Origin of the sequence: Colwellia demingiae (assembly GCF_007954275.1) — a bacterium.
GTDB lineage: Bacteria > Pseudomonadota > Gammaproteobacteria > Enterobacterales > Alteromonadaceae > Colwellia > Colwellia demingiae.
The window spans coordinates 101459-128409 of the sequence record NZ_VOLT01000007.1 but is presented as its reverse complement, the minus strand read 5'-3'; the positions used below and the strand labels follow the sequence as shown (position 1 = coordinate 128409).

Sequence of the window (26951 nt, the reverse complement as noted above, 5' to 3'; positions counted from 1 at the left end):
ATTTTATGCCCAATAAAAAACAGTTAATAGATATTGTTGTCACGGCACTTTCGAAAGAACTTCAACAAGCTATTGATGCTGCAAACGAAGCACATGCTGCTGCGGTTGATGATCAAAGTGTTGCTGAAACACAATATGACACGTTAGCGATTGAAGCGAGCTATTTGGCTGAAGGACAGTCTAAGCGAGTGCTTGAGTTCCAGCATGCTATCGAGGCCTATAAAATGCTCGATATAATTGAATACAATAATGACAGTTATATTGCTTTAGGTGCTTTAGTACAGTTATCTGCTGATTTAGAATCTAATCACTGGTTCTTTATTGGGCCTGCCGCAGGTGGATTTCGCTGTCAATTAGCTCAACAAAATATCACGGTGATATCACCGAAATCTCCCATGGGAATGGCATTAATTGGTAAACAGCAAGATGATGATATAGAAATTGTGCTCGGCAGCAATAAACTAAAAGATTACATTGCTGCGCTTAAATAAATTCTACTTAAGCTGATATTTTTCGAACTTTGTCGAGCTAACTTGACTCTATTTTAAAGCCAATTTTCAAAGTAACTTGATAATGGCCGACAGCGCCATTAACTATATGACCTCTGGTTTCTATGACTTCAAACCAATCCATATTATTGATTGATTTTTTACACTCCGCCAAGGCATTCTCTATAGCATCTTCGATACTATTTTTAGATGAGCCAACCATTTCAATTTTTTTGTAAATGTGGTGTTCAGACATGATAATCGCCGCTAAATTGGTATAAAGGTAATCTTTAGTTTAGCGTGCTTTTAATATATTGCTGAGAGGTGCTCGACGATAGCCGTATAAAATTCAACTAGCGTGAACACCTTCAACTGAGGAGTATTTCTGTAACCTAACCTTGTAGTAAAGCTTTAATAGCGAGTAAATCTACCGTTTTAACATCAACCTTTAAATAAGCGACTGCCTCTGTATGCACTAGTGTTGCTTCAATAACACCCGGCATATTGATTAATTTTTCAGCCATTTCATCAGCTTGTTCTTCACAGGTAATATTGGTCGCAAAGCTAAAACTTTTAGATTTTTTCAATGACTGCATGCCAAAACTTAATCCCAACCAGATAACCGTTACTATTGTCATCACTAAGAAAATGGTTTGCTCGCCATACTGACTCGCTATAAAACCACCCAGAATACCACCAACAAAAGCACCTAAAAACTGGCTACTTGAATATATCCCCATAGCACTACCTTTAACGCCAGCTGGTGCTATGCGCGATAAGATTGACGGCATGGTTGCTTCTAAATAGTTAAAGGCAGTGAAAAATAGTACAACTGAAAGTACCAAGCTCCAGAAGCCACTTGGTAATAACCAGAGTAAAAACAAAGCTAACGCTAATAGTGTAATAGCGGCACTGAACATGGGTTTTTCTTTCTGTTTTTTAATGGCAAAAATCATAAACGGTACCATTAAAAAGAAAGAGCCTAACAACGTAGGTAAGTAAATTTGCCAATGATCTTCAAGGGATAAACCACTAGCCACAAACTGTTTAGGCAAGGTGATAAAACAAGCCGTAAGTGTCATATGTAGAATGAAAACGCCCCAATTTAAACGGGATAGCTGTGGATGACGAATCAAACGAGTAATTTGCTCTGGCAAGGCAACGTTATCACCACGAGGTGCTTTATTGACTGAATTTGGCACCATAAATTGAATCATCGCCATGGCAAGAATAGTCAATATTCCTGTGAACCAAAATAAACCACTTAAACCAAAGGCATCAGCGACTATTGGCCCTAAAATCATAGCAAAGGTAAATGATAAACCGATAAACATACCAATGGTTGCCATGACTTTAGGTCGCTGTTCTTCTCGACTTAAATCAGCGGCTAAAGCAAGTATTGCACTAGCAATAGCGCCCATCCCCTGAATTGCTCGACCGAGCACAACACCATAAATAGTTTCGGACATTGCCGCGACAATACTACCAATGAGAAAGACCACTAAGCCGGCAAGAATTACCGGTTTCCTGCCATATTTATCCGAAAGAATTCCCATAGGAATTTGCAATAAAGCTTGCGTTAAGCCGTATGCTCCAATAGCTAACCCTAACCAAATTGGACTATAACCCGTTAGCTGTTCACCATAAATGGCGAATACGGGTAAGATCATGAACAAGCCTAACATGCGCACGCCAAAGACACTGGCTAAGGAAAAGGCGGCTTTTTTCTCAATACGGTTTAAACCTGAAACACTCATAACGTTGCTAAAACCTAAAAATAAATGAAGAAATCGGAAAAAATTGCCGATAGTTTACCACGCTAAGAAGCACAACAAAATCCCCACAATGAAAACAAGGTGTTAAGCACAATACCCAAGCTACCTCAAAATGCTGGATTCAGCTGGAATTGTAAACGTTTTTAGGCAAGGCATTTAATTCTCGCTAAGTGGTCAATTAATTAATGTACTCGGTATTACCCTTTTTTCCTTTCCTTGAGTGCCAATAAAGCACTGTAAAAATAAACAGTTTAATTTGATATTCTGCCCTAGATTAGTTTTTATACTGTAAATTATATGACATAATCATCGGTTCTATTTTATCGCTACTTGAGTTAAAAACGCATGAAGAATATTGAAGTCAGAGGGGCTCGCACGCACAACCTCAAAGACATTAGTTTAACAATACCTCGAGATAAACTCGTGGTCATTACCGGCCTTTCTGGTTCAGGAAAATCTTCTCTTGCCTTTGATACACTCTATGCTGAGGGACAGCGTCGCTATGTAGAATCGCTTTCAGCTTATGCTCGTCAATTTTTATCCTTGATGGAAAAACCTGATGTTGATCATATTGAAGGTTTATCACCCGCTATTTCCATCGAGCAAAAGTCAACGTCTCACAACCCGCGATCAACCGTAGGTACAATCACTGAAATATACGATTACTTACGTTTACTTTATGCCAGAGTTGGTGAGCCTCGTTGCCCAGAGCATGGTCAAGCGCTAGCAGCACAAACAGTTTCGCAAATGGTTGATAAAGTTTTAGAGATTGAAGAAGGCACGAAAGTGATGCTACTTGCGCCTATTATACAAGACCGTAAAGGCGAACATGTAAAACTACTTGATAACTTAGCTGCCCAAGGTTTTATTCGTGCGCGTATTGATGGTGAAGTTTGTGACTTATCCGATCCTCCACCGTTAGAGTTGCATAAAAAGCACACCATAGAAGTTGTCGTTGACCGTATAAAAGTGCGTGAAGATATTCAATTACGACTTTCCGAATCTTTTGAAACGACCTTAACTTTAACCTCTGGCACCGCCAAAGTCGCTTTTATGGACGAGCCGGACCGTGAAGAACTAATTTTCTCAGCTAACTTTGCTTGTTCACACTGTGGTTATAGTATGCAAGAGTTAGAGCCACGCTTATTCTCTTTTAATAATCCAGCAGGCGCTTGTCAAACCTGTGATGGTTTAGGTATTGAACAATATTTCGATAGCACTCGCGTGATTGCCAACGCAGAGTTAAGTCTCGCTGGTGGTGCGGTGCGCGGTTGGGACAAACGTAATTTTTATTACTTTCAAATGCTGCAAGCCCTTGCCGAACATTATAAATTTCAAGTTGATAAACCTTTTAATAAATTATCAGCCAAAGCCCAAAAAATTGTTCTTTATGGTAGTGATGAACAAGAAATTGAATTTAAATATATGAACGACCGTGGTGATGTTGTGGTGCGTAAGCATCCCTTTGAAGGCATCATCAATAATATGCAACGCCGTTATAAGGAAACCGAGTCAAACTCGGTACGTGAAGAGCTTGGTAAATACCTTAATTCACAGCATTGTCCAGATTGTAATGGTAGTCGATTACGCCTAGAAGCTCGCAATGTCTTTATCGAGGATACGCCACTCACTGTCGTGGCTGATTTTTCCATTAGTGATGCGCTCAAGTTCTTCCAAGGTTTAACGCTCACTGGCCAGAAAGGTCAAGTTGCCGAAAAAATATTAAAAGAAGTAAACGAACGTTTAGGCTTTTTAGTGAACGTTGGCCTTAATTACCTCAATTTATCACGCGGAGCAAACACCCTATCTGGTGGTGAAGCACAAAGAATACGTCTTGCCAGCCAAATTGGCGCAGGTTTAGTGGGTGTCATGTATGTCTTAGATGAGCCATCTATTGGCCTTCACCAACGTGATAATGAACGCTTACTTGGCACTTTGTTACACCTTCGTGATTTAGGTAATACCGTTATTGTGGTTGAGCATGATGAAGATGCTATTCGTGCGGCAGACTTTGTGGTGGATATTGGTCCTGGTGCTGGCGTACATGGTGGCGAAATTATCGCGCAAGGTACCGTAGATGACATACTCAATTGTAAAGAGTCTTTAACGGGTAAATACCTCTCTGGGGTAGAACGAATTGAAATACCAAAGCAGCGCCATGCTTTTGATAAAAAGAGTGTTGTTAAACTCAAAGGCGCTACCGGTAATAATTTAAAAAATGTCGACTTAGTCATTCCTACAGGTTTAATGACTTGTGTAACTGGCGTTTCTGGCTCAGGTAAATCGACACTTATTAACGATACCTTATATAAATTAGCTCATATTGAACTCAATGGTGCGACGGTTGATGAACCTGCTCCTTACAAAAGCATTCATGGTTTAGAGCTGTTAGATAAAGTTATCGAGATTGATCAAAGCCCAATAGGCCGAACACCACGCTCAAATCCCGCAACTTACACGGGCATATTTACGGCTGTGCGCGATATTTTCTCTGCAACACAAGAATCACGCTCTCGAGGTTATAAAGCCGGACGCTTTAGCTTTAATGTTAAAGGCGGTCGTTGTGAAGCCTGTCAAGGTGACGGTATGATCAAGGTAGAAATGCACTTTTTGCCTGATGTTTATGTCCCTTGTGATGTCTGTAAAAGTAAACGTTATAACCGCGAAACATTAGAAGTTTTATACAAAGGTAAAAATATTCATCAAGTATTAGACTTAACCATTGAAGATGCTTTTGACTTTTTCAAGGCTATTCCTGCGATTAATCGCAAATTGCAGACCTTACTCGATGTTGGTTTAGGCTATATCAAACTAGGACAGTCAGCAATTACCCTATCGGGCGGTGAAGCACAACGCGTTAAGCTGTCAAAAGAGTTATCAAAAAGAGATACGGGTAAAACCTTATATATTCTAGATGAGCCAACCACAGGTTTGCATTTCCACGATATCAAGCAGCTATTAAACGTTATTCATCGCTTGCGTGATCATGGCAATACTATCGTGGTGATTGAGCATAACTTAGATGTTGTCAAAACTGCCGATTGGGTTATCGACTTAGGTCCTGAAGGCGGCGCAGGTGGTGGTGAAATTTTAGTAACAGGTACACCTGAACAAGTTGCTAAGCATAAAACCTCGCATACAGCACGATTTTTAAAACCCTTGTTAGCGTCGAAATAAAGCCTTAACTTTAATAACAGTAACGTCCTTATCATTAACATCAAAGGCATAACGCAAAAACTATTACGTTATGCCTCTATTCTTTTAATAGGTATTTATGCACATCAATAATAGTGAACGACTAAAGTTTAGATTAATGGACTCTAAAGATGCCCAAGCATTATGGGAGATAGATCAAGACCCAGCAGTAATGAAGTTTCTTAATGGCGGTAAGCCCACCAGCATAGAGCAGGTTAACAGCGTATTTATTCCACGAATGAACAAATACCGAAACAGCGAATTAGGCTGGGGAATTTGGCAAGTATCAAACAAAGTAACTGAGGAGTATTTAGGTTGGGTATTGATCCGTCCGATGTCATTTTTTACTGACTCGCCCAACACTAAAGATTTAGAGTTAGGTTGGCGATTTTTCCAAACCACTTGGGGAAAAGGTTACGCTACAGAGGCCGCAATAGCGATTAAAGATGCTGTAGTTGCCAATACCGATGTTACTCATGTTTCTGCACTTGCCGTAGCCGACAATCTAGCTTCTGTTGGCGTGATGAAAAAAATGGGCATGAACTTTGTCAGAGCTTATTTACATAAAGATCCCATTGGCGACTTTGATGCTGTGCATTATCAAATGTCAGTGACAAATAAGTAAGTATCCTTCATTCTGAGCTCAGGTTAAGTGAGTCTATTAAACTCAGTGCGACTTATACGGAGTAGTAATACCAATTGGCATTACTACTCTTCAATCTTATCTGCTTCATACGTTAAAATATCACCCGGCTGACAATCTAGCACCGCACACAATTTATTTAGCGTATCAAAACGAACAGCACGCGCTTTATCATTTTTTAAGATTGATAAATTCTGCGCCGTAATCCCTACCCTCTCTGCCAACGTTTTTAATTTCATTTTACGTTTTGCTAGCATGATATCTAACGTGATAATTATAGCCATAATGACACCATTAACCTCTATACCCATGATACTTCAAAATGCGAGTTTCAGGTTGCCTGCGCAATTCATGATCGAGGCTCTTCTTTTTATTAAGGGTTGTTCCCTTAAAAAAAGAGGTAACGAAGAACATGGTTTGCTCAAACATCCCCGTAGGGCTGGTTTAGAAACGCTTTATGCTACATTATTGATTTCGATAAGGGAACAACCATTATCCTCAATCAATACCTTGCCTAAAGACGCTTCTAATTCCAGCTGAATCCTGCATCTTGAAGTAACATGGGTATCTTCATGATCAAAATGGATAGCTTGCTTACAACTATCCGACGTAATAAATAACAAATCGATAAAAGATATATACCCGTTACCAATCAAAGTGCAGTATTTCAGTGGGAATTAAAACCACTTTAGGCAAGGTAAATAATTAAAGCATAGTCATTCTATAATTTGATTATTTAACGCCGTATAAAGTAATTTTAAACCCATCAAAGAAGCGATTGAACAACATCACTTCATCGTTGCTGTGATTCACAAGGACGCTACATGGATGTAGCCTATTAGAGAATGCAGGAACATATTCTCCTGAATAACCATTATTTCATCACAGCGCTTTGAATTGAAATTGCTCAAACACTCTAAAACCTGCATCTTGAATGGTAACGGGTATATAAGCGTAACAATTTCTACGAGTATAAGTTAATCAACTTTAGATCAGTAATAAGAAGCCAATATCACTGGCACAACTAAATACCATGCATATCACTGAAATGACCACATTATTGTCGTGTTAACTACACAACGCGACTAGATAATGCAAAAAACTGTGGCTAAGATTACTACTAACATAATGAAAAAAGGCGGGATATAGCATAAAGCAGTCGCTATGTTAACGCTATATCTTCTTCTACCTTGTATGCTTTAAGATGGCAAATTGTCGACATACGCATCTAAAAAAAGATTATAACTGATTAATTTTATTTTTTTTACAAAGTATTTAAAACAATTTAACTAGAAAAACAAACAAATGAAGAGCGATGTTTATTTATCGATAAACATTAAATAACAATTACTAAACAGTAAATCATAAGTCGAACAAACCACCCTGTTTACCTGGGTATTAGCCTAAGGTCTAATAGGTTAATTTTGTCGACAGTTTTAATGTATGTATATCCGAGTTATCTACAAGGCCAATATAATGAAACACATTGAACAACAAGAATTAGCAATCAATTCACCCGAGAGTTACTGGAAAGAGCAGTCTGAGCTAGTTGCTTGGTACAAAAAACCTCAAACGATATTGTCGACAAACACTGATTCTTGGCATGATTGGTTTGCCGATGGCGAATTGAACTCTTGTTATCTTGCGTTGGATTATCATGTTGAACAAGGCCGTGGTGCTCAAACTGCACTGATATATGATTCTCCGGTTACCGGACAGAAACAAAAATTTAGTTATCTTGAACTAACCAGTCTAGTGGCAAAATTTGCTGATGTGCTCAGGTCACAGGATGTTACTAAAGGCGATCGTGTATTAATTTATATGCCAATGATCCCACAAGCCGCTATAGCAATGCTGGCTTGTGCTCGACTAGGTGCAATTCATTCAGTCGTTTTTGGTGGTTTTGCTGCCAATGAACTTGCAGTACGTATCAATGATGCTGAGCCAAAAGTTATTGTAGGCGCCAGCTGCGGTGTTGAAATAGCAAAAGTTATTCCTTATAAACCATTAATTGATCAAGCTATTGAAATAGCTAACCATAAGCCAAAAAATTGCATTATTTATCAAAGAGAAGAAGTTCAAGCGCAACTGGTACCAAACAGAGATCTTGACTGGCAGGAACAAATGGACGTTGCTGTTGAAATTCCTCCCGTCCCCGTTAAAAGTACTGACCCACTCTATATTTTGTATACCTCAGGTACCACTGGCAAACCAAAAGGTGTGGTAAGAGATAATGGCGGTCATGCTGTTGCAATGCTTTATAGCATGAAGAATATCTATGGCATGCAGAAAGGAGATACCTTCTGGGCTGCCTCAGACGTTGGTTGGGTTGTTGGTCATTCTTACATTATTTATGGCACTTTAATGGCCGGTTGTACCACGATTGTTTATGAAGGAAAGCCTATTAGAACACCTGATGCTGGTGCTTTTTGGCGTGTGTGTGCTGAGTACAAAGTTAATGCTTTATTTTCAGCTCCTACCGCTTTTCGTGCTATCGGAAAAGAAGATCCAGAAGGAGACTTACTTAAAGACTACGACCTCTCATCATTGAAACGCTTATTCCTAGCAGGCGAACGCTTAGACCCTGCAACCTATCATTGGCTTAAAGAAAAAACACAACTACCGGTAATAGATCATTGGTGGCAAACAGAAACTGGTTGGGCAATTGCCAGCACGCCATTAGATGACGGCTCTGGCAATATAGTAGCAACAAAAGCTGGCTCTGCTGGTTTTCCAATAGCAGGATTTGATGTGCAAATTCTTGATGGCGATGGTCAACAAGTCCCTGCAGGACAACAAGGTAGTGTCGCAATAAAGCTACCACTTCCTCCTGGCTGTTTAGCCACTATATATCGTGATTCAGAGCGTTTAGTATCAGGATATTTATCAAATCATCCTGGCTATTACACCTCAGGAGACGGTGGCTATATTGATGAAGAAGGTTATCTTTTCATCATGGGTCGTATTGATGATGTTATCAATGTTGCTGGGCATCGTTTATCAACTGGTGAAATGGAAGAAGTTTTATCGGGTCATCCCGCTGTAGCAGAATGTGCTGTTGTCGGCATACACGATGCTTTAAAAGGGCAAGTACCTCTTGGGCTAGTAGTGATAAAAAATGGTATTACCACCAGTGATGAAGATCTCATTAGCGAATTAAAACAAAGCATTCGTAATGATATTGGCGCAATAGCATCATTGAAAAAACTACTTATCATTGATAGATTGCCAAAAACGCGTTCTGGCAAAATTTTACGAAAAACGCTGAGACAGATGATTGATGGACAAGAAATTGAAATACCTTCAACCATAGAAGATAGCCAAGTAATTACCGAGCTTTCAGGTGCCCTAATAGGTATCAATAAAAGCTAATAAATAATTATACCTTCCGTATAAGCAAGTGTTCACTTAGTGATAACTTGTTTATGCGGAATGGTCTTAATTACAATGCAAAAAAAAGCTTACATAGTCACGCTATGTAAGTTTCTTTCAATAATCAGTAAGAAGCATTTATTTGAGCTGATTTAGTCTTTCGTTTTATGGCTGTTGTAAGGCCAAACATCTTTTGCATCTTCTTCGTTACTTGAAGATGTTTTTACAGCTGTATTCTGCTTAGTTTTCGATTCGCTTTTATTATCTGCATTGTTTAACGAGGCCGATAACTCTTCAAGCTCACTCATGTTTGAAGCCGCCTGTTTAGGCTGAGCTGTATTAATAGCTGTTTTACTCGAACCTTCAACCGCTTGGTTAATTTCGGCCATTTCACTTTCCGTTAATTCTCGCCATTGTCCCGGTGTTAAATTCCCCAACTCAACTTTCATAATACGTGAGCGTTTCAATTTTAAAACCTCATAATCGAGATATTCACACATACGGCGAATTTGACGATTAAGACCTTGAGTAAGGATAATAGTAAACTCAAAACGGCTTTTAACTTGCACGATACAAGGTTTGGTAATGGTCCCTAAAATAGGTACGCCACGAGACATTCTTTCGATGAAACGTTCACTAATAGGTTTATCAACGGTGACAATATATTCTTTGTCGTGTGCATTTTCTGCGCGTAAAATTTTATTAACAATATCACCATCACTGGTGAGGAAGATCAAACCTTCTGATGGTTTATCTAAGCGACCAATTGGAAATATACGTTTTTTATGACCAATCGCATCGATAATATTACCGCGCACATGTTTTTCAGTGGTACAGGTGATGCCAATAGGTTTGTTATAGGCAATATAGATACGGTCTGACTTGTCATCACTAATTGGTGCAATATCATAACCGTCTACTTTAACTACATCACCCGCTAACACCTTAGTGCCAAGCTCTGGCACTCTATCATTGATGGTTACACGGTTGGCTTCTATCATTTTATCGGCACTACGGCGCGAACAAAAGCCAGAATCACTAATGTATTTATTTAAACGTTTTGGGGGAGTCGAAGTGGTCAATTTGTCGCTGCTCATTTTATTTTAGTACAATCTCGTTACTCGGTATTATACTTAAAACCAACACTAATGTATTAATCATATTTAATTCATACCAAGTCCATTAAGTTATTTCTCACTCAGCGAGAATTAAAAGGCTTAGAGGCAAGGCATTGATTGAAGAGAATGGTTATTCAGGAGAATATGCTCCTGCATTCTCTAATAAGCTGCATCCATGCAGCGTCCTTATCAAAATCAATAACGATGTATGTAAAGCTTTTAAACTCGCCCTTGGGAGCTTGTCAGAAAAGTAATAACTTCACAAATTTGTTAAATATAGAATGACTATACCAGCACAAATTTTATTTGTTCTGGCTTCTCTGACATAGCTCTGAGTTGGGAATAAATTTAATGGAATTGGTATAACTATGTTAATTTTTGCACACCGCGGCGCTAGCGGAGTTGAACCAGAAAATACGTTACGCTCCATTCGTACAGCATTGGCTGCTGAAGTAGATGGTATTGAAATAGATATTCATGAAGTTGACGGTAAATTATTTGTTATTCATGATCGATGGTTGCATAGAACCACATCAGGTCATGGGCAAATTTTTAACTATGATTATCAGTATTTACGCAGTTTAGATGCTGGTGACGGTGAAGTTATCCCGACCTTAGACGAAGTACTGAAACTAATAGCCGGCAAATGCACTATCAATATTGAATTAAAAGCCGTGAAAAATTTAACACTATTATTTTCATGTATTGATGACGCTATCAAAACAACTGAACTATTAAGTAAGGATGTTTTATTTTCATCTTTTAATCACAGGTTATTACATGCCATTCACCAGCAGCGAAGTGATTTTGCTATCGGCGCTCTTACGGCATGTTACCCGTTAGATTATGCAAAATTTGCCGAACAACTCAATGCTTATTCTGTACACCTTGATGTCGACTTTATTAGTGAGCATTTTGTCGCCGATGCTCACAAACGAGGCTTAAAAGTATTTGTATATACGGTCGATGAATTGGAAGATATCAATGCAATGAAACATTTAGGTGTCGATGGTATATTTTCTAATTACCCAACAAAAGCCAAGAGCCATATTGCCCATTTAAATGGTATTGCCAAATAAGCAAAGAGAGTAAATTTTCAATAACAAAGCGCTTAATTGAGCAATAGCGGTCTATTGGGTATTTAGCTAGTTTAAAGGTGTAGGATACTCATCTACCCTTAGAAGAAATAACGGGCAGCTAACTGCCATTGCGTTTCGATCAGGTCAACTGGCTGAGCAGTATAAAATCGAGCAGGCCTGTGGCTATCAATAACGGTAAATTCTGCTGATAAAAACCATGGTTTACTCAAACGGTAACTGTGATTTAATGTCAGCGCTTGACCCTGTTCATTGTTATTATCACCCCAGGTATCATCATTATCTGTCACCGAAAAATCTTCAACTCTCAACGTACTTTTATGTTTTTTATTAGCAACGATCGCTTGCCAGTTATAATGTAGCGCGACAAAACCACTGGCATAGTCATTGTTGACTACATCCACCTGACTTTCACTTTGCATCAAAGTATCACCTGATAAATACTGCGCAGTTAATGATAAATTTTTATTAAAACGCCAGCGTGCGCCTACGTGATAAAAGCGTGTTCGCCAACCATATTGGCCATCAACAACTTTATAAGGTGTTGCTCTGTTATCATAATAACCTGCGGATATTTCACCCTTTCCTCTTAGTTTCCATTCTCCTCGTGCATGGTAGCCAACACGATGGTCTAATTCTAAAAAAGGATCCGATTTATCGGCTTGTCCTGCTAATGCTTGTCCATCAGCTCGAGCTGGAAACCATGGAAAAGCACGTTTTTCTGTCCAAAGCGTTTGCCTATTACTTATGGTCCAACCATGCCAAGCCAATAAAGCTCCTGCTGGGTCATTATTAATAAAGGCGGTCGCTGACAGTGATATATCATACTTATTATTGTTCATTCTCCCTAAACGAGTCACTTTAAACTCTGAGCCTAATACCCGAATCTCTTCACCAAGCCAGGTATTGATTGTTGATGAGTCTAAGGTGTCTTTACTTGCCCAAGCATAGGCATTATTTTCAAGAGAAATTTCAGGGTAGAAGATACCTACTTTTGTTTGAAAGCGATAACCTGAACTCGTCGGTAGTGAGCGATATTTTAAATAGACTTCAGTAAATCCTAACACAGTGCTTTCACCATCACCGCTAGCTTTAGGATAAGCATTCACTACGCTATGGGCACTAAGACCATTTTCCCAAGAGACAGATAAATCTGCGCCAATCTGCGCCACTGAAAAATGTAGACCATCACCTAAGCCAAGCTTACCTTGTCCGCTAGTGAGATAACCTTTATCTAAAGAGTCTATTTGGCTAACTCTAAAATCTACAATACCATGCGCAGTATATTCAGCCGCTAGCGCCATCTGTAATGGAAAATAAAACAACAAAACCAAAAACTGGCAAAGCGTTATGCCTGTTTTAATCACACCTTTTCCTTAACATCTTGAATACTTAACTGTGCTATCAGCCATGGAGTCAGCTCAACTGCCGGTTTTGGTTTACTGATATAATAACCCTGCGCAAGTTCACAACCATGAGCTGCTAACCAATTTAACGCAAATTCATCTTCTATTCCCTCGGCAACCACATGCAATCCCATATTATGAGCGAGTTCAATAGTGGAGCGCACTATAATTTGATCATCTTCATCATGTTCAAGGTGTTGAATAAATGATTTATCTATTTTTAGTTCATGTACAGGCAATTGTTTCAACTGTGCTAATGATGAATAACCCGTGCCGTAATCATCAATAGATATTTTCATACCGTAATCTTTAAATTCTGCCAATAATTTAATTGCCGCCTCAGGGTCTTCCACTACCGAGCTTTCGGTCACTTCCAGCGTAATTTTTTCTGCAGGTACTTTCGCCGCCATAATTGACTGACAGATAAAGTGATGAAAATCGTTCTCTTTTAAATTTTCTGCAGAAACATTTATCGCTATATTCAAATCAATACCCTGTTCTTTCCAAGCATTATATTGGTCCAATGCGGTAACAAATACCCAACGTGTTAACGCCTTAATTTGGCCTGTTTGCTCTGCAATATGAATAAAGTTATCTGGAGGTACCATACCTAATGTAGGGTGCTGCCAGCGAACCAATGCTTCGGCATGGGTTACCGTTTTAGTTTTTAAACACATTTTAGGTTGAAAGTGTAATTCCAATTCACCTGCTGGAATAGCTTGTTTCAAATCGTTAATCAAACTTAAACGTTCAACCGTATTAACATCAAGATCAGGATGGTATATTTGTACTGATTTACCCTTTTCTCTCGTACTATTAAGCGCCGTATCTGCCATTTGTAATAATGATTTATCATCAATAGCATGCTCAGGATACGCTGCTACGCCAATCCTAACTTGCAGCTGTAAGCTAATGCCCTGATAATTAAATATTGGTTCAAGCTCAGCTCTTAGTTGATAAATAGCTTCATCGACCTTCAAATGTTCTACCAATAAAATAAATTCGTCTGCTCCTAGATGCGCCAACGCTTTAAAACTATTCATTTGACAAAGATTATGTAAACGACTTGCAAGTTCTTTAATAACTTCATCACCTACATCATGACCCAATGTATCGTTAACATCTTTCAAACGACTAAGATTTAAATGTAAAACTAGAAAGTTTTGCTGTTGCTCTATGAGTTTATTAAGGGTTTTATTGAGTTTGTTTCGGTTGGGTAAATCCGTTAATGGATCATGATCTGCACGATGAGTGATAGCTTCTTCACGCTGTAATACTGCGGCTTGCATTTGATTAAATTCATCCGCAAGTTGTCCTATTTCATTGTTATCTTTTAACGTAACTTTCTGCTGATAATCTCCGCTGGCAATTACTTTTGCTTGAGCAACCAAGCGTTTAATAGGGTTACTAATAGAACCGGCAATAAAATAAGCGCTAGTAAGTGACAACAATAATGTTAACGCTGCTAGGAATAGAAATTTCCACCACTGTTCTTGTAACAAAGCAACAAAGTTAGCCCGTAAGCCATGCATAGCAACACCAAATTCTTGATTATCAAATTCGGTAATTAATGAATGAGTAGCGATATATTGATCAGGAGTATTATTTTCAATAACCTGCACCGCCAACTCAAGTAACTTATCGTAACTTTCATTATTTTTAGCAATTGAAATTAACTGCCATGCACCTTCATGTTTGATAATAAAGTCGGTATTTAAACCGGTAATATTTTTGAATTCATCTGCTAACCGCTTATCTATTTCAAAACCAAAAGCGATCCATCCTAACGTTTTAGCTCCCACAGTAACCGGAGATAAACTCATTTGATAAAGTGCATCATCAATCATATATAAATGCGCTGCTTGAGGAGTTTCAAGCCATTCGGTAAAACGAAAAGCACTATTTCGTTCAGCACCTTGTCGAATTTTATCCTTGCCGTTAACGAAATATCGCTGTAATTGCCCATTGATAATTCCTTCTGAAGAAATTGTCATGGCCAAGTCTGCATCAATGCGTTTTCTATGATTATTTAAAGCAAATAATAAACTGCGCGTATCCTCATTAAAGACTTCTTTTAAGCCATAATCTTTCGCTACCGTTTCAGCAAAAGTGGATAAATAAGTCAGCCTGCGATCAAATAACTCAGTAAAAATGGTTTTTGCTGTCGTTAAACGGTTATTAATTTCTGCCGCTTCTTGATTTTTGTTCTCGCTATATAGGGTCCAAAAAGCAATGGCTTGAACCATTAATAACAATATGACAAATAATAAAAATATTTTATTTTGTAAACTCTTCATTCATTAACTTCTTATATTTTTTATACTAGGGTCTGTTGATCTTTTGCCGTTAAATTTTGTTCGCCTTTATTAAAGATAGTAAAGCGTTTTAATCGCGGCGAGTAGCGTGTAGCCTAGTCATTCTAAGCAAACTCTACTCAACAAAGAGTAAAACGCTTTTAGCCGAATCCTTCGGACAGCGTTTGTTGGTCATTTTTACGGCGTTATCGCCTTTTGATGTGGAACAACCACATGGCAAAGGCTCTGCCTTGTATAAATACCCAATAAACCGCTGCAAAAACAATCTCGAAAGTTCAACAGACCCTAATAATCTGAAAGAAAATCAAAATCATCATCACTTTTTTGTACAGGAATATCATCCATATTTTTCTGTAAGGTAAAAGTGATGTTGTCACCCATTGAAAGGTCCTTTTCTATAATCATACGATTATTTTCTGATCGCATTTGAGGATGCCATACCACAATTCGATACTTTCCTAATTCTTTCAAGGTAAAACTAGCCAGCCCTTGAACATCCGTTTTAGTAAAATATGGCGTATCAACTACTAAAAGGTAACCACTCATCCAATCGTGAATATTACACCCCATGGCGATTTCTGCAGCTTGATTGAATTGCGCTGTTGAATCAGTTTTACCTGCGCGAATTTTAAATGAGAATTTGTTTTCACTATCAGCTGAATAAATATGATGAGTAATATCATCTTTATTTACAAAGTTGACCTTAGAGGTACTTTGACTAACGCTTATATAGGGAATAAAGGATTTACTATGCTGACTAATTTCAACCGTTTTACTCTGTTGTGATAAAACTTGACCCATTAAGGGCTCAAGATACACCACCATATTTTTCAAAGGATTGTTATTTACATTCTTAACGTGTACTTGAACACAAGTTGCATTTTCTTTTGAACAAGCTTCCACCGACCAAGAGGCCAACGAGATAAAAAACAATGAAGTAATATAGACACAATAATGTAAAAGCGCAGAGCGCAAAAGAAAAGGATGGCTCACCATCTACTCCTATCAAATTTCACTTGAGCGTGCAGTGTATACCAGTTTTGTCTTGGTGGAAAATCGTTGCCTTAATGTTCGCTAATTTTAACTGAACTGTCATATATCTTGAGGTATTTCAAGGGCTGCACACTTTTCACGCTATTTTTTAGTAAACTCAGCGAAGAAAAATCATGCTAAAACCAACCTGGTTATTAACCTAACTTCGTCATGAGTACTGCATTGCAATACTTATAACCGCTCTACTTGAAGATGCTCGTTTCAGGAAGTCTGAGCGATTCATAATCAAGGCACATTTTTTATTAAGGGTTATTCCCTTAAAAAGAAATGTAACGCAGATCATTATTTGCTCAGCCTTCCCCAAGGGCGGGTTTAGAAACGCTTTATGCTGCGTTATTGATTTTGACAAGGACGCTGCATGGATGCAGCTTATTAGAGAATGCAGGAGCATATTCTCCTGAGTAACCATTCTCTTCAATCAATGCCTTGCTTAAAGGCGTTTCTAATTCCAGCTGAATCCTGCATCTTCAAGTGGAACGGGTATATAACTTAGCGCTGTTACGCACTCTCATTCATCAACACTTGCTGTCCATTTTGCATTAAACGACTCAATGGGTTTACCCCAAATTGATAACAAAGCTCTGCTGGTTGATTAATATTCCATAAAGCAATATCAGCATCATATCCAACAGCCAACTGCCCTTTGCTTTCACTTAACCCTAAAGCTTTAGCGCCATAACAGGTGATACCTGCCAATGCCTCAGACGGTGTTAATCTAAACAAGGTACAGGCCATATTAAGCATTAGGTGAATATTATGAATAGGTGAAGTACCTGGATTTGCATCCGTGGCGACTGCCATCGGTACTTGATGTTTACGAAGCAGTTCTATCGGTGGTAATTGAGTTTCACGGAGGAAGTAAAAAGCACCGGGTAATAATACTGCCGTCATGCCCGATTTTTTCATCGCTTTAATACCAGTTTCATCTAGAAACTCAATATGATCAGAGGACAAAGCATTATAGTTGGCCGCCAATTCCGAGGCACCTAGGTTAGATAATTGTTCTGCATGAACTTTTATAGGTAAGTTATATGATTGTGCCGCATCAAAAACGCGTTTAGTTTGTTCAAGGCTAAAACCTATTCCCTCACAAAATACGTCAACGGCATCAGCTAAGTTTTCACTCACAACTTGTGGCAACATTTCTTCGCAAACAACATCAAGGTAACCTTCAGCATTATCCTTGTATTCTATCGGTAAAGCATGAGCACCCAGAAAAGTACGCTTAATCGTAACAGGCAATTCATCAGCTAATAAGCCCGCTACTTTTAGCATTTTGATTTCGTTTAACGTATCTAAACCATAACCTGACTTAATTTCAACTGTAGTAACACCTTGCTGATGTAAAGCGGTTAAACGTGGTAAAGCGCTGGCAAGTAATTCTTGTTCACTTGCCTTTCGCGTCGCTGTAACTGTTGAAACGATACCGCCGCCAGCATTAGCAATTTCTTGATAGCTTTTACCTTGCAAGCGCATTTCAAATTCATTAGCACGGTTACCGCCATAGACTAAATGTGTATGACAATCGATTAAACCAGGGGTTATCCATTGTCCTTTGCCATCAATAACTTCAACATCATCATCTTTTACTGAAAAGTGCTCAGGCAAGTCGCTTTCTTTACCTAACCAAGCAATTTTACCCTTGCTGATTGCTAATGCCGCTTGAGTTATTTCACCGTAACTTTCACTGCCATCAGTCATAGTTGCCAGATTTACATTGATATAAAGGGTTTGCCAGTGCTTAAAGAGTGTCATACCGCGACCTTATGGAGAAAGTGATGAAAGCAAAATAATAAGTCATTTTTCATATACCCAAGCAACCTGAAACACGCATCTTCAAGTGGTTTGAGTATAAATATAAAAACTTGCGAATAATCTTACATGATAAAAATATTTCACCTTGAAATATTACCTTGAAATTATGCCGATCGCAACTTGTATATACAACTCTTGCCTTTTCATTAAATATGTGAGATCGTATAAATAAGTTCAAACAAAGCCAAAGCCAATCATGACTATCAATGCTAGTAACAGCTCAACAAAAAAAGATAAGCCTGCTAAGTATACTATTATCAAACAATATATTTGTGAACATATTGAGTCAGGTGAATGGCCGCAAAATGCAAAAGTGCCTTCTGAAAATGAACTAACACAACAATTTGACGTAAGCCGCATGACTGCAAGACGTGCCCTACAAGAATTAACTGAGCAGGGCATTTTAGTACGTTCTCAAGGTGCTGGAACTTTTGTCGCTACGTTTAAGTCACAATCATCACTGCTAGAAATTCGCAACATTAGTGATGAAATTAGTGAACGTGGTCATCAACATAAAGCCAAGCAATTATTATTAAGATCTATTGCCGTTACTGAAGAGATCGCTATTTTACTCAACTTAAAAAATAACGAAGATGTTTTTTATTCTGAGATATTACATTATGAAAATGATGATGCGATTCAATTAGAACAACGTTTTGTAAATGTCAGTTTAGTTCCTGATTATTTATTGCAAAACTTTACGATAATCACCCCACATGAATATCTTTCATCGGTCGCCCCCTTAACTGAAGCAACCCACGAAATAGAAGCGATTCTCGCAAGTGATGAAATTTGCCAACAATTAGACATACAGACAACTACGCCTTGTTTACAAGTTAAACGCCGTACTTGGTCGAAACAAGGTGTTGTTAGTGTCGCTATTTTGACATCACCTGGTGATAAGTACCGTTTAGGCAGCCACCTTAAATTTTAAGCATGTTTGCTTACTTGATATTAGTATTATCGAGTAAGTAATACCGCGAATATTATTTTTACAACTATAGTTTACATACTCTTTTTTATTGAACTTATATGTCTTTAAATACTGAGTAATTTGTACCATGAGGAAAAACGATGACAACTAACATAGACCCACGCTTAGATACTTCACGCGTAATTCGCGCTGATCGCGGTACTGAAATCACCGCAAAAAGTTGGTTAACTGAAGCTGCTAAACGTATGTTAATGAACAACTTAGATCCTGAAGTTGCTGAACATCCACAATCGTTAGTGGTATATGGCGGCATAGGCCGTGCAGCACGTAACTGGGAATGTTACGACAAAATTATTGAAGTGTTAAACCGCCTTGAAAATGATGAAACCTTAATGGTGCAATCAGGTAAACCTGTTGGCGTATTCAAAACTCACGAAAATGCACCGCGCGTATTAATTGCTAACTCAAATTTAGTACCTAACTGGGCTAATTGGGAGCATTTTAACGAGTTAGATAAAAAATGCCTGATGATGTACGGCCAAATGACTGCAGGCTCTTGGATTTATATTGGCTCACAAGGTATTGTTCAGGGCACTTACGAAACATTTGTTGCTATGGCAAACCAACACTTTGGTGGCAGTGCTAAAGGCAAATGGGTACTTACTGGTGGTTTAGGCGGCATGGGTGGTGCTCAACCACTAGCAGCAACAATGGCTGGTTTTTCAGCATTAGTGGTTGAATGTGATGAGACACGTATCGATTTCCGTATTAACACGCGTTATGTTGACAAAAAAGCAAAAACGTTAGATGAAGCATTAATAATCATCAACGAAGCAAATGCAAAAGGTGAAGCGATTTCAGTAGGCCTTTTAGGTAACGCTGCTGACGTTTTCCCTGAGTTAGTTAAACGTGGTATCACCCCTGATGTAGTCACTGACCAAACATCTGCACATGATCCTTTAAATGGTTACTTGCCACAAGGCTGGACCATGGAACATGCCGCACAAATGCGCTTGAAAGATGAAGCGGCTGTGGTTAAAGCGGCTAAGCAATCTATGGCTGTACAAGTTCAAGCTATGCTTGATTTACAGAAAATGGGTGCTGCTACTACCGATTATGGTAACAATATCCGTCAAATGGCATTGGAAGAAGGCGTGACAAACGCATTCGATTTCCCGGGTTTTGTACCCGCTTATGTTCGTCCATTATTCTGTGAAGGTATTGGACCATTTCGTTGGGTTGCACTCTCTGGCGATCCAGAAGATATCTACAAAACTGATGCTAAAGTAAAAGAGCTTATCCCTGATAACCCACATTTGCATAACTGGTTAGACATGGCACGCGAACGTATTGCTTTCCAAGGTTTACCTGCTCGTATTTGCTGGGTAGGTTTGAAAGATAGAGCACGTTTGGCGTTGGCATTTAACGAAATGGTTAAAACTGGTGAGCTATCTGCGCCAGTAGTTATCGGTCGAGATCATTTAGATTCAGGCTCAGTTGCTTCACCAAACCGTGAAACTGAAAGCATGTTAGATGGCTCTGATGCCGTATCAGATTGGCCATTACTTAACGCTTTATTATCAACTTCTGGTGGCGCCACATGGGTTAGCATACACCATGGTGGTGGCGTTGGAATGGGCTTTAGTCAACATTCTGGTGTGGTTATTGTTGCTGACGGTACTGATGATGCAGCTAAGCGCATTGGTCGTGTATTGTGGAATGATCCTGCAACAGGTGTTATGCGTCATGCAGACGCCGGCTATGATCTCGCTGTAGATTGTGCCAAGAAACAGGGCTTAGACTTACCTATGATAGATGGTGCGAACGGTAAGTAGTAACCAGTTTCAGCTACGCAATAAAACTAAGTAATGTCATCCTCGAAGTATCTGATCGAGGATCCAGCTTCAAGTGAGTAGATTCCCATTAAACCACGACGGGAATGACGCACTTAAGGTTATTAACATAGAACACTATATTGATAAAAATTGAGAAAAATTATAATGAACCATATTACTGAATTAAAAATTATTCCTGGCCAGTTAACGCTAGCTCAATTACGTGATGTAAACCGTTTTGACGGCATCAAATACAGTTTAGATGAATCAGCTTTTGCTGAAATCAATAAAAGTGCTGATGCTGTACAACAAGTGATTAAAGATGATCGCGTTGTTTACGGTATCAACACAGGTTTTGGCTTGTTAGCCAGCACACGTATCAAAACTGAAGAGTTAGAATTACTTCAACGTTCTATCGTACTTTCCCACTCAGCAGGTTTTGGTGAGTACATGGAAGATTCGACCGTTCGTTTGATGATGGTATTGAAAATAAACTCACTTTCTCGTGGTTTTTCAGGTATTCGCTTACAAGTTATTCAAGCACTAATTACCTTATTAAATGCTGAAGTATACCCGTGCGTACCAAAGAAAGGTTCAGTAGGTGCTTCAGGTGATTTAGCACCACTTTCTCACATGGTATTACCGTTATTAGGTGAAGGCGAAATGTCTTACCAAGATCAAGTAATTCCCGCCGCTGAAGGTTTGAAAATTGCAGGGCTTGACGTAGTAACACTAGCCGCAAAAGAAGGTTTAGCTTTATTAAATGGTACGCAAGCTTCAACAGCCTTCTCTTTAGAAGGTTTATTCCATGCTGAAGATTTATACGCTGCAGGTACGGTAATTGGTTCTATTTCTGTAGAAGCCGCTATGGGCTCTCGTGCACCGTTTGATCATCGCGTACATTTTGTACGTGGTCAAAAAGGTCAAATTGATGCGGCACGTGCTTATCGTGAAGTATTAACTGATAGCTCTGAAATAGCTGAAGCACATGTTGATTGTGAAAAAGTACAAGACCCTTATTCACTTCGTTGTCAGCCACAAGTAATGGGCGCTTGTTTAACACAAATTCGTCAAGCCGCAGAAGTATTGCACGTTGAAGCGAATGGTGTAACAGATAACCCGTTAGTTTTCGCTAACGAAGGTGACTTTATCTCTGCTGGTAACTTCCATGCTGAGCCTGTTGCTATGGCCGCCGATAATTTAGCTTTGGCTATTGCTGAGATTGGTTCATTATCTGAGCGTCGCATGGCGTTATTAATTGACTCAAGCTTAAGTAAACTACCACCATTTTTAGTTGATAACGGTGGTGTTAACTCTGGCTTTATGATTGCCCAAGTTACTTCTGCGGCACTTGCTTCAGAGAATAAATCACTTGCTCACCCTGCTTCTGTTGATAGTTTACCAACGTCTGCTAACCAAGAAGATCACGTATCTATGGCATGTTTCGCTGGTCGTCGTTTGGCGGATATGAGCGAGAATACTAATGGTGTTCTTGCCGTTGAGTATTTAGCTGCAGTGCAAGGTTTAGACTTTAGAGCTCCGCTTAAGGGATCGCCTCTTATTGAAAAAGCAAAAGCGAAATTACGTGAAACAGTCTCTTTCTACGATAAAGACAGATACTTTGCACCTGACATTGTAGAAGCTTCTGAAATCATCTCTGATGGTTACTTGAATCAATATCTGCCTGAAGGTTTATTACCTAGCTTATAAGCAACCTTCAGCTTCGGCTGTTGAAAAGTTAAAATTAAAAAAGGTAGCTTAATAGCTACCTTTTTTATTGCGTTAATAGAAAGGGTTTAACCGACTACCCTTGATAGCGTTATACTCGATAATACACCGTCATACCCGAAGTCTCTGATCGGGTATGACGGTGTATTATCGAGTATTCAAGAATTACAATGCAGCTCTAATACCTTCTGCTGTTTTTAATCTTCTGATTTCGTCAAACAGTACATCCGCTTCCTGATAATGACTCTTTAAATATTTCAGCCACTGTTTGATACGATTACAGTAATACTTGCTCTTGTCACCGTGAGTTTCAAATTCTGTATAAGCAGATAATATAGCCAGTACCTCTAACCAAGGCATAATATCGCTTTCTTGTTTAATAACTTGTCCTAAATTAGGAATAGTTAACGCACCACGTCCAACCATAATATCTGTACAACCAGAAATCTCTCGACACTTAATTGCATCGTCTAAATTCCAAATCTCACCATTGGCGATAACAGGAATATTAATTGCATTTTTAATTTTAGCAATCCAGTGCCAATGTGCAGGTCGTTTGTAACCTTCTAATTTAGTACGAGCATGCACGGTAAGTTCATTCGCGCCTGCCGCTTCAACTGCTTGACCATTTTCTATGGCGAGAGCCTTATCTTCATAACCCAAACGAATTTTAGCACTGACAATTGTATCGGCTGGAACGGCGTCTTTAACGGCTTTTATTATTTGATAAAGGTTTTCAGGATCTTTTAATAAAATAGAGCCACCACGACTTTTATTAACCGTTTTTGAGGGACAGCCAAAGTTTAAATCGATGCCATTCGAGCCAAGTTCAATAACTTTGGCGGCATTTTCAGCCATATACTCAGGGTATTGTCCCAATAACTGTACTCGAACAGGTGTGCCCGCTTTAGTACAGCTACCGTAAACATCAGCATTAATTAACTCAGGACAGTAACGATGAAAAACACGATCTGGAAGAACTTGGTCAACCACACGAATAAACTCAGTGACGCAGAGATCATAACTACCAACTTGCGTAAGTAAGTCACGCATTCTGTAATCCAGCACGCCTTCCATAGGCGCAAGTACAACACGCATTAGTATGAAGATTCCTTAGTAGAATTTAGTATTTTAGCGGTTTTATTTGCTCGTAAACGAGCGTTGATATTGATGACTAAAAGATAGAAAGCTAAAGTCAAGGAAGCTACCGTTAGATGAATAAATAATGTAAATGGCTGCAAATTTTCTTGCCAAAAAAATATTGGTCCCGAATAAGTCACATAACAAAGATCTAAAATAGTGACATGACCCCAGACAGCAATAAAAAATAGTTTAGCTTGATGGCGAATTATAAATTTTGTCGGGAATAAATTCAAAAGTTGGCTCTTTAATAAATATCAGCGCTAGTATATCAAAAGCGCCAACGCACTGTGTACTAATCACTTTGATATAAGAGAATTATCATTTGAATAGAAAAGAGTGAGTTATTCAGCCTGTTCAAGCCATGTGAGTAAATCATCATAAACAAATGCATAAGCTAACTCGGCCTGAGTTTTTTTGCTCGAGACGATCTTGGGATCATTCTCTGCCGATAGATCGACCTCTTCAAACGTAGGCATTGGTAACTGTAAAGCACTTGCTGCCGCTTGGTAATATTGCTTTTTAGTTACCTGAGTTGAACTCACACCATTAAAAACTCCCCCGCAGATAGCACTTTGTAATAATGCCTGAATGAGACCAACGGCATCTTGTTGATGAATTAAGTTAACAATTGCTTGTGGGCTTTTTAACATACGACCATTTAACAGAAACTTACCAGGATGACGCTTTGGCCCAACTAAGCCAGATAATCTGAGCACATAAGCTTTCTTAATACCTACGTCATCATTTAGCGCATTTAAGCGAGACTGGCTATTAAAGTTTAATACCGCTTGTTCAGCTTGATTTAATACTGAGACTTTATCAGCCGACATATCTAAAGTGCTGCCTTCCTCTACTTGCCCTGATAAGCCGTTATATATCGCACTGCTGCTCAGTAAAACAATCTGTTCGACATAGTTACCTTCTTTAGCTGATTCAACTAGCTGTTGTACTTTATCCGCATAATCAACACGACCCTGTCTAAATTGTGGTGTAATGGCGATAACTAAACATTGCTGCTTAAAAATGGGGTGCGTATTTAACAGCGCTTGCTCAGCTGGTAAGGATAAGACTTCAGCTTCGATACCTTGGCTTTTCAGTTGTTCGGTATTGTCACTATTGCTGCGCGTCGCGAGTACTGCTACGCCCTGTTTTTGCAGCTGATAGGCTAATGCACTACCCAACCAACCACAGCCAATGATGCCTACAGAGGAGACTCCATCATTCTTCACTACTTTATTAGTCATTGCGTTACTCGCTTTTACTCATTTTATATTTGTGATGTTAGGGTCTGTTGATCTTTTGCGGTTAAATTTTGTTCGAGATAAAAGCGTTTTAATCGCGGCGAGTGGTGTGTAGCCTAATCACTCTAAGAAAATAGTACTCAACAAAGAGTAAAACGCTTTTAGCCGAATCCTTCGGACAGTGTTTTTTAGACATTTTTACGGCGTTATCGCCTTTTTATGTGGAATAACCACATGACAAAGGCTCTACCTTGTATAAAAACCCAAAAAATTGCTGCAAAAACAATCTCGAAAGATCAACAGGCCCTACTTGTTCTGCTCGAACATTTTGATCTGTTTAACAAGGGCTTTAGCTAAACCATTAGGCATAGGAATTGATAAATTATACTGGGATATTTTCCAACCTTGCTCAGTTTTTATTAATATACCTGAGCCACGGCAAGTGCCATAACTCTCGCTAAATAATAACTCATCAAAAAAGGCTACCTGTCCTTGTTTAACTAAGCTGATATTTCGCTCTGTAGGAGTATAGATCCAGCCCTTGCCTTTTGAAAAATATGGCACCACAAAAGCCTTAAATTCTTCTTTGCTCCAGCGTTCGTTAGCATCAGTTCCAAGAAAAATAGCATCTTGGCTAAGTAGGTTAAAATAAGGCTTTGCCTGTGCATCAGCAGCAGCTTGGTGAAAGCTATTTAAGACCTTATCTATACTTTGCTCATCACTCATGGCAAAGCAGGAAAAACTCAGCAATCCAGACGTTAGCCCAAATATTACTGCAACGATTAACAGACTACATTTTCTCATTCTTTTCTCACTTTTAATGTTCAGGCTTATATAGGAGTTATGCTAGCGCTCGTTTCGGACTTAAATTAAGGTTTAGGCGCTAACACCGCATAACTACCGGTAAAGGTAGCCGCAATATCTTCACCACTATAAAGATGAACAGTTAAATTTATACGCGCATTTTTACCCTTAGTTAATCGAGTAAAGTCACCCGAAACTGATTCAGCTAAAACTTTTGCATAACCAATTCCTGTTATCGGTGCATGATATTTGATATTCGCTTTAGCTAAGACAATATCGCCTTTCAACTGCTGTTGCTGTAACTGCAAATACACCCAGCCCCAGCCTGATAAAGTGGCCAACGTGTAAATACTGCCGGCAAACATAGTGTTATGTAAGTTTTTATTAAAACCACCATCACAATGAGTAATAAGCTCTTTACCATCAAAATAACTAATTTTGATGTTCATCGCTTTACTAAGAGGAATAGTCTCATGCCAAACATCTTGCAGTGCTGTTGACGCTAGTTGTTGGTGTTCATGTGCATGAGATAAGTCTTTACTCATCACGAAGTGCTTAATTTCATCAAACAATAGATGTGAAAAACCTTGTAAGTTATAACCCAATTTCTGGTAAAACCCTACAGCATCTTCTCGCGCATTCAACGTAATCTCAGTAATACCTAATTTTTGTGCTTGGTGTTCAAGCGCTTCAATTATTTGCTGACCGAGTCCCTGCCCTTGTGCTGCAAAACTTACAGCCATAAAACGAATTTGACCAGAAAACTGGCTAGATTTTTCTAGTCGCCCCACAGCAATCACTTTGTCATTTTCATCAAAAATCATACGATGTATTGATTCTTGCTCTAAGCTATCACGCTCACTGCCTAAGGCTTGTCCCCATGGCTGACGTAATATTGTCCAGCGTAATTGGTAATATTGTTCAAACTCTAAAGCGGTTTTTGGTGACCTGCAGACATTCATTGGCTATCCTTACGCTTATTCGACATT

The 26951-nt window shown here is 38.9% G+C and carries 21 protein-coding genes and 1 pseudogene; 10 read left to right on the top strand and 12 right to left on the bottom strand.

What is annotated here, in order from left to right:
- Positions 1-5 precede the first annotated feature (5 nt).
- Complete coding sequence (locus ESZ36_RS14485; RefSeq protein WP_146789169.1) at positions 6-491, top strand: GreA/GreB family elongation factor; 486 nt, start codon at positions 6-8, stop codon at positions 489-491.
- Positions 492-528: 37 nt separating this feature from the next.
- Here the strand turns inward: ESZ36_RS14485 and ESZ36_RS14480 are convergent, their stop codons facing one another.
- Both ESZ36_RS14480 and ESZ36_RS14475 read right to left on the bottom strand, forming a co-directional pair.
- Entirely contained in the window at positions 529-744 is a 216-nt protein-coding gene (locus ESZ36_RS14480; RefSeq protein WP_146789168.1) for a dodecin, read from the bottom strand.
- A 136-nt stretch (positions 745-880) separates the two neighbouring features.
- The gene (locus ESZ36_RS14475; protein WP_146789167.1) at positions 881-2245 is read right to left on the bottom strand and encodes an MFS transporter; all 1365 of its coding nucleotides are present in this window, start codon (positions 2243-2245) and stop codon (positions 881-883) included.
- A gap of 363 nt (positions 2246-2608) precedes the next feature.
- On the opposite strand from ESZ36_RS14475, the gene uvrA reads away from it, so the two are divergent.
- Both uvrA and ESZ36_RS14465 read left to right on the top strand, forming a co-directional pair.
- Positions 2609-5440 carry an excinuclease ABC subunit UvrA gene (uvrA, locus tag ESZ36_RS14470; protein ID WP_146789166.1) on the top strand — a complete coding sequence of 944 codons (2832 nt, stop codon included), beginning with the start codon at positions 2609-2611 and terminating at the stop codon, positions 5438-5440.
- A 97-nt stretch (positions 5441-5537) separates the two neighbouring features.
- Positions 5538-6083, top strand: a complete 546-nt coding sequence (locus ESZ36_RS14465) for a GNAT family N-acetyltransferase (RefSeq protein WP_146789165.1) — start codon at positions 5538-5540, stop codon at positions 6081-6083.
- Positions 6084-6166: 83 nt separating this feature from the next.
- Here ESZ36_RS14465 and ESZ36_RS14460 read toward each other — a convergent pair whose 3' ends face one another.
- A complete protein-coding gene (locus tag ESZ36_RS14460) occupies positions 6167-6385 on the bottom strand; it encodes a helix-turn-helix domain-containing protein (RefSeq protein WP_146789164.1) in 219 nt (72 codons plus the stop codon).
- Between the two features lie 1192 nt (positions 6386-7577).
- On the opposite strand from ESZ36_RS14460, the gene ESZ36_RS14450 reads away from it, so the two are divergent.
- Entirely contained in the window at positions 7578-9473 is a 1896-nt protein-coding gene (locus tag ESZ36_RS14450) for a propionyl-CoA synthetase (protein WP_146789163.1), read from the top strand.
- Between the two features lie 152 nt (positions 9474-9625).
- Here ESZ36_RS14450 and rluF read toward each other — a convergent pair whose 3' ends face one another.
- Positions 9626-10570, bottom strand: coding sequence for a 23S rRNA pseudouridine(2604) synthase RluF (gene rluF / locus ESZ36_RS14445; protein ID WP_146789162.1), 945 nt, complete (start codon positions 10568-10570; stop codon positions 9626-9628).
- A 389-nt stretch (positions 10571-10959) separates the two neighbouring features.
- Between rluF and ESZ36_RS14440 the strand changes: the two genes are divergently transcribed.
- A complete protein-coding gene (locus ESZ36_RS14440) occupies positions 10960-11670 on the top strand; it encodes a glycerophosphodiester phosphodiesterase (RefSeq protein WP_146789161.1) in 711 nt (236 codons plus the stop codon).
- Between the two features lie 98 nt (positions 11671-11768).
- Here the strand turns inward: ESZ36_RS14440 and ESZ36_RS14435 are convergent, their stop codons facing one another.
- Positions 11769-13055, bottom strand: coding sequence for a hypothetical protein (locus ESZ36_RS14435; RefSeq protein ID WP_246129110.1), 1287 nt, complete (start codon positions 13053-13055; stop codon positions 11769-11771).
- Positions 13052-15391 carry a bifunctional diguanylate cyclase/phosphodiesterase gene (locus ESZ36_RS14430; protein WP_146789160.1) on the bottom strand — a complete coding sequence of 780 codons (2340 nt, stop codon included), beginning with the start codon at positions 15389-15391 and terminating at the stop codon, positions 13052-13054. The genes ESZ36_RS14435 and ESZ36_RS14430 overlap by 4 nt, the downstream gene beginning before the upstream one ends.
- A gap of 119 nt (positions 15392-15510) precedes the next feature.
- Here ESZ36_RS14430 and ESZ36_RS22945 point away from each other — a divergent pair, with 119 nt between their 5' ends.
- Positions 15511-15771 (top strand): hypothetical protein, encoded by a 261-nt coding sequence (locus tag ESZ36_RS22945; RefSeq protein ID WP_246129120.1) that lies wholly within the window; start codon positions 15511-15513, stop codon positions 15769-15771.
- Here the strand turns inward: ESZ36_RS22945 and ESZ36_RS14420 are convergent.
- Both ESZ36_RS14420 and hutI read right to left on the bottom strand, forming a co-directional pair.
- Positions 15695-16405: a cupredoxin domain-containing protein gene (locus ESZ36_RS14420; RefSeq protein WP_146789159.1), complete on the bottom strand. Its 711-nt coding sequence runs from the start codon at positions 16403-16405 to the stop codon at positions 15695-15697. The two genes, ESZ36_RS22945 and ESZ36_RS14420, sit on opposite strands and share 77 nt — an antisense overlap.
- Positions 16406-16960: 555 nt before the next feature.
- On the bottom strand, positions 16961-18217 hold the full coding sequence (hutI, locus tag ESZ36_RS14415) for an imidazolonepropionase (protein ID WP_146789158.1): 1257 nt from the start codon (positions 18215-18217) through the stop codon (positions 16961-16963).
- 256 nt (positions 18218-18473) lie between these two features.
- Here hutI and hutC point away from each other — a divergent pair, with 256 nt between their 5' ends.
- The 3 genes from hutC to hutH all read left to right on the top strand — a co-directional run bounded on the left by hutC (position 18474) and on the right by hutH (position 22756).
- Positions 18474-19211: a histidine utilization transcriptional repressor HutC gene (gene hutC / locus ESZ36_RS14410; RefSeq protein ID WP_146789157.1), complete on the top strand. Its 738-nt coding sequence runs from the start codon at positions 18474-18476 to the stop codon at positions 19209-19211.
- 140 nt (positions 19212-19351) lie between these two features.
- On the top strand, positions 19352-21046 hold the full coding sequence (gene hutU, locus ESZ36_RS14405) for a urocanate hydratase (RefSeq protein ID WP_146789156.1): 1695 nt from the start codon (positions 19352-19354) through the stop codon (positions 21044-21046).
- 165 nt (positions 21047-21211) lie between these two features.
- A complete protein-coding gene (gene hutH / locus ESZ36_RS14400) occupies positions 21212-22756 on the top strand; it encodes a histidine ammonia-lyase (RefSeq protein WP_146789155.1) in 1545 nt (514 codons plus the stop codon).
- Positions 22757-22939: 183 nt separating this feature from the next.
- Here hutH and dusC read toward each other — a convergent pair whose 3' ends face one another.
- On the bottom strand, positions 22940-23872 hold the full coding sequence (gene dusC, locus ESZ36_RS14395) for a tRNA dihydrouridine(16) synthase DusC (protein ID WP_146789154.1): 933 nt from the start codon (positions 23870-23872) through the stop codon (positions 22940-22942).
- A gap of 386 nt (positions 23873-24258) precedes the next feature.
- Positions 24259-25161, bottom strand: a complete 903-nt coding sequence (locus ESZ36_RS14385; RefSeq protein WP_146789152.1) for an SDR family oxidoreductase — start codon at positions 25159-25161, stop codon at positions 24259-24261.
- 104 nt (positions 25162-25265) lie between these two features.
- On the opposite strand from ESZ36_RS14385, the pseudogene ESZ36_RS22940 reads away from it, so the two are divergent.
- Positions 25266-25490: pseudogene (locus tag ESZ36_RS22940) on the top strand (hypothetical protein).
- On the opposite strand, the gene ESZ36_RS14375 reads toward ESZ36_RS22940, so the two are convergent.
- Positions 25465-25962, bottom strand: a complete 498-nt coding sequence (locus ESZ36_RS14375) for a nuclear transport factor 2 family protein (RefSeq protein ID WP_146789151.1) — start codon at positions 25960-25962, stop codon at positions 25465-25467. The pseudogene ESZ36_RS22940 and the gene ESZ36_RS14375 sit on opposite strands and share 26 nt — an antisense overlap.
- A 65-nt stretch (positions 25963-26027) precedes the next feature.
- Positions 26028-26924 carry a bifunctional GNAT family N-acetyltransferase/hotdog fold thioesterase gene (locus tag ESZ36_RS14370; RefSeq protein WP_146789150.1) on the bottom strand — a complete coding sequence of 299 codons (897 nt, stop codon included), beginning with the start codon at positions 26922-26924 and terminating at the stop codon, positions 26028-26030.
- Positions 26925-26951: the final 27 nt, after the last annotated feature.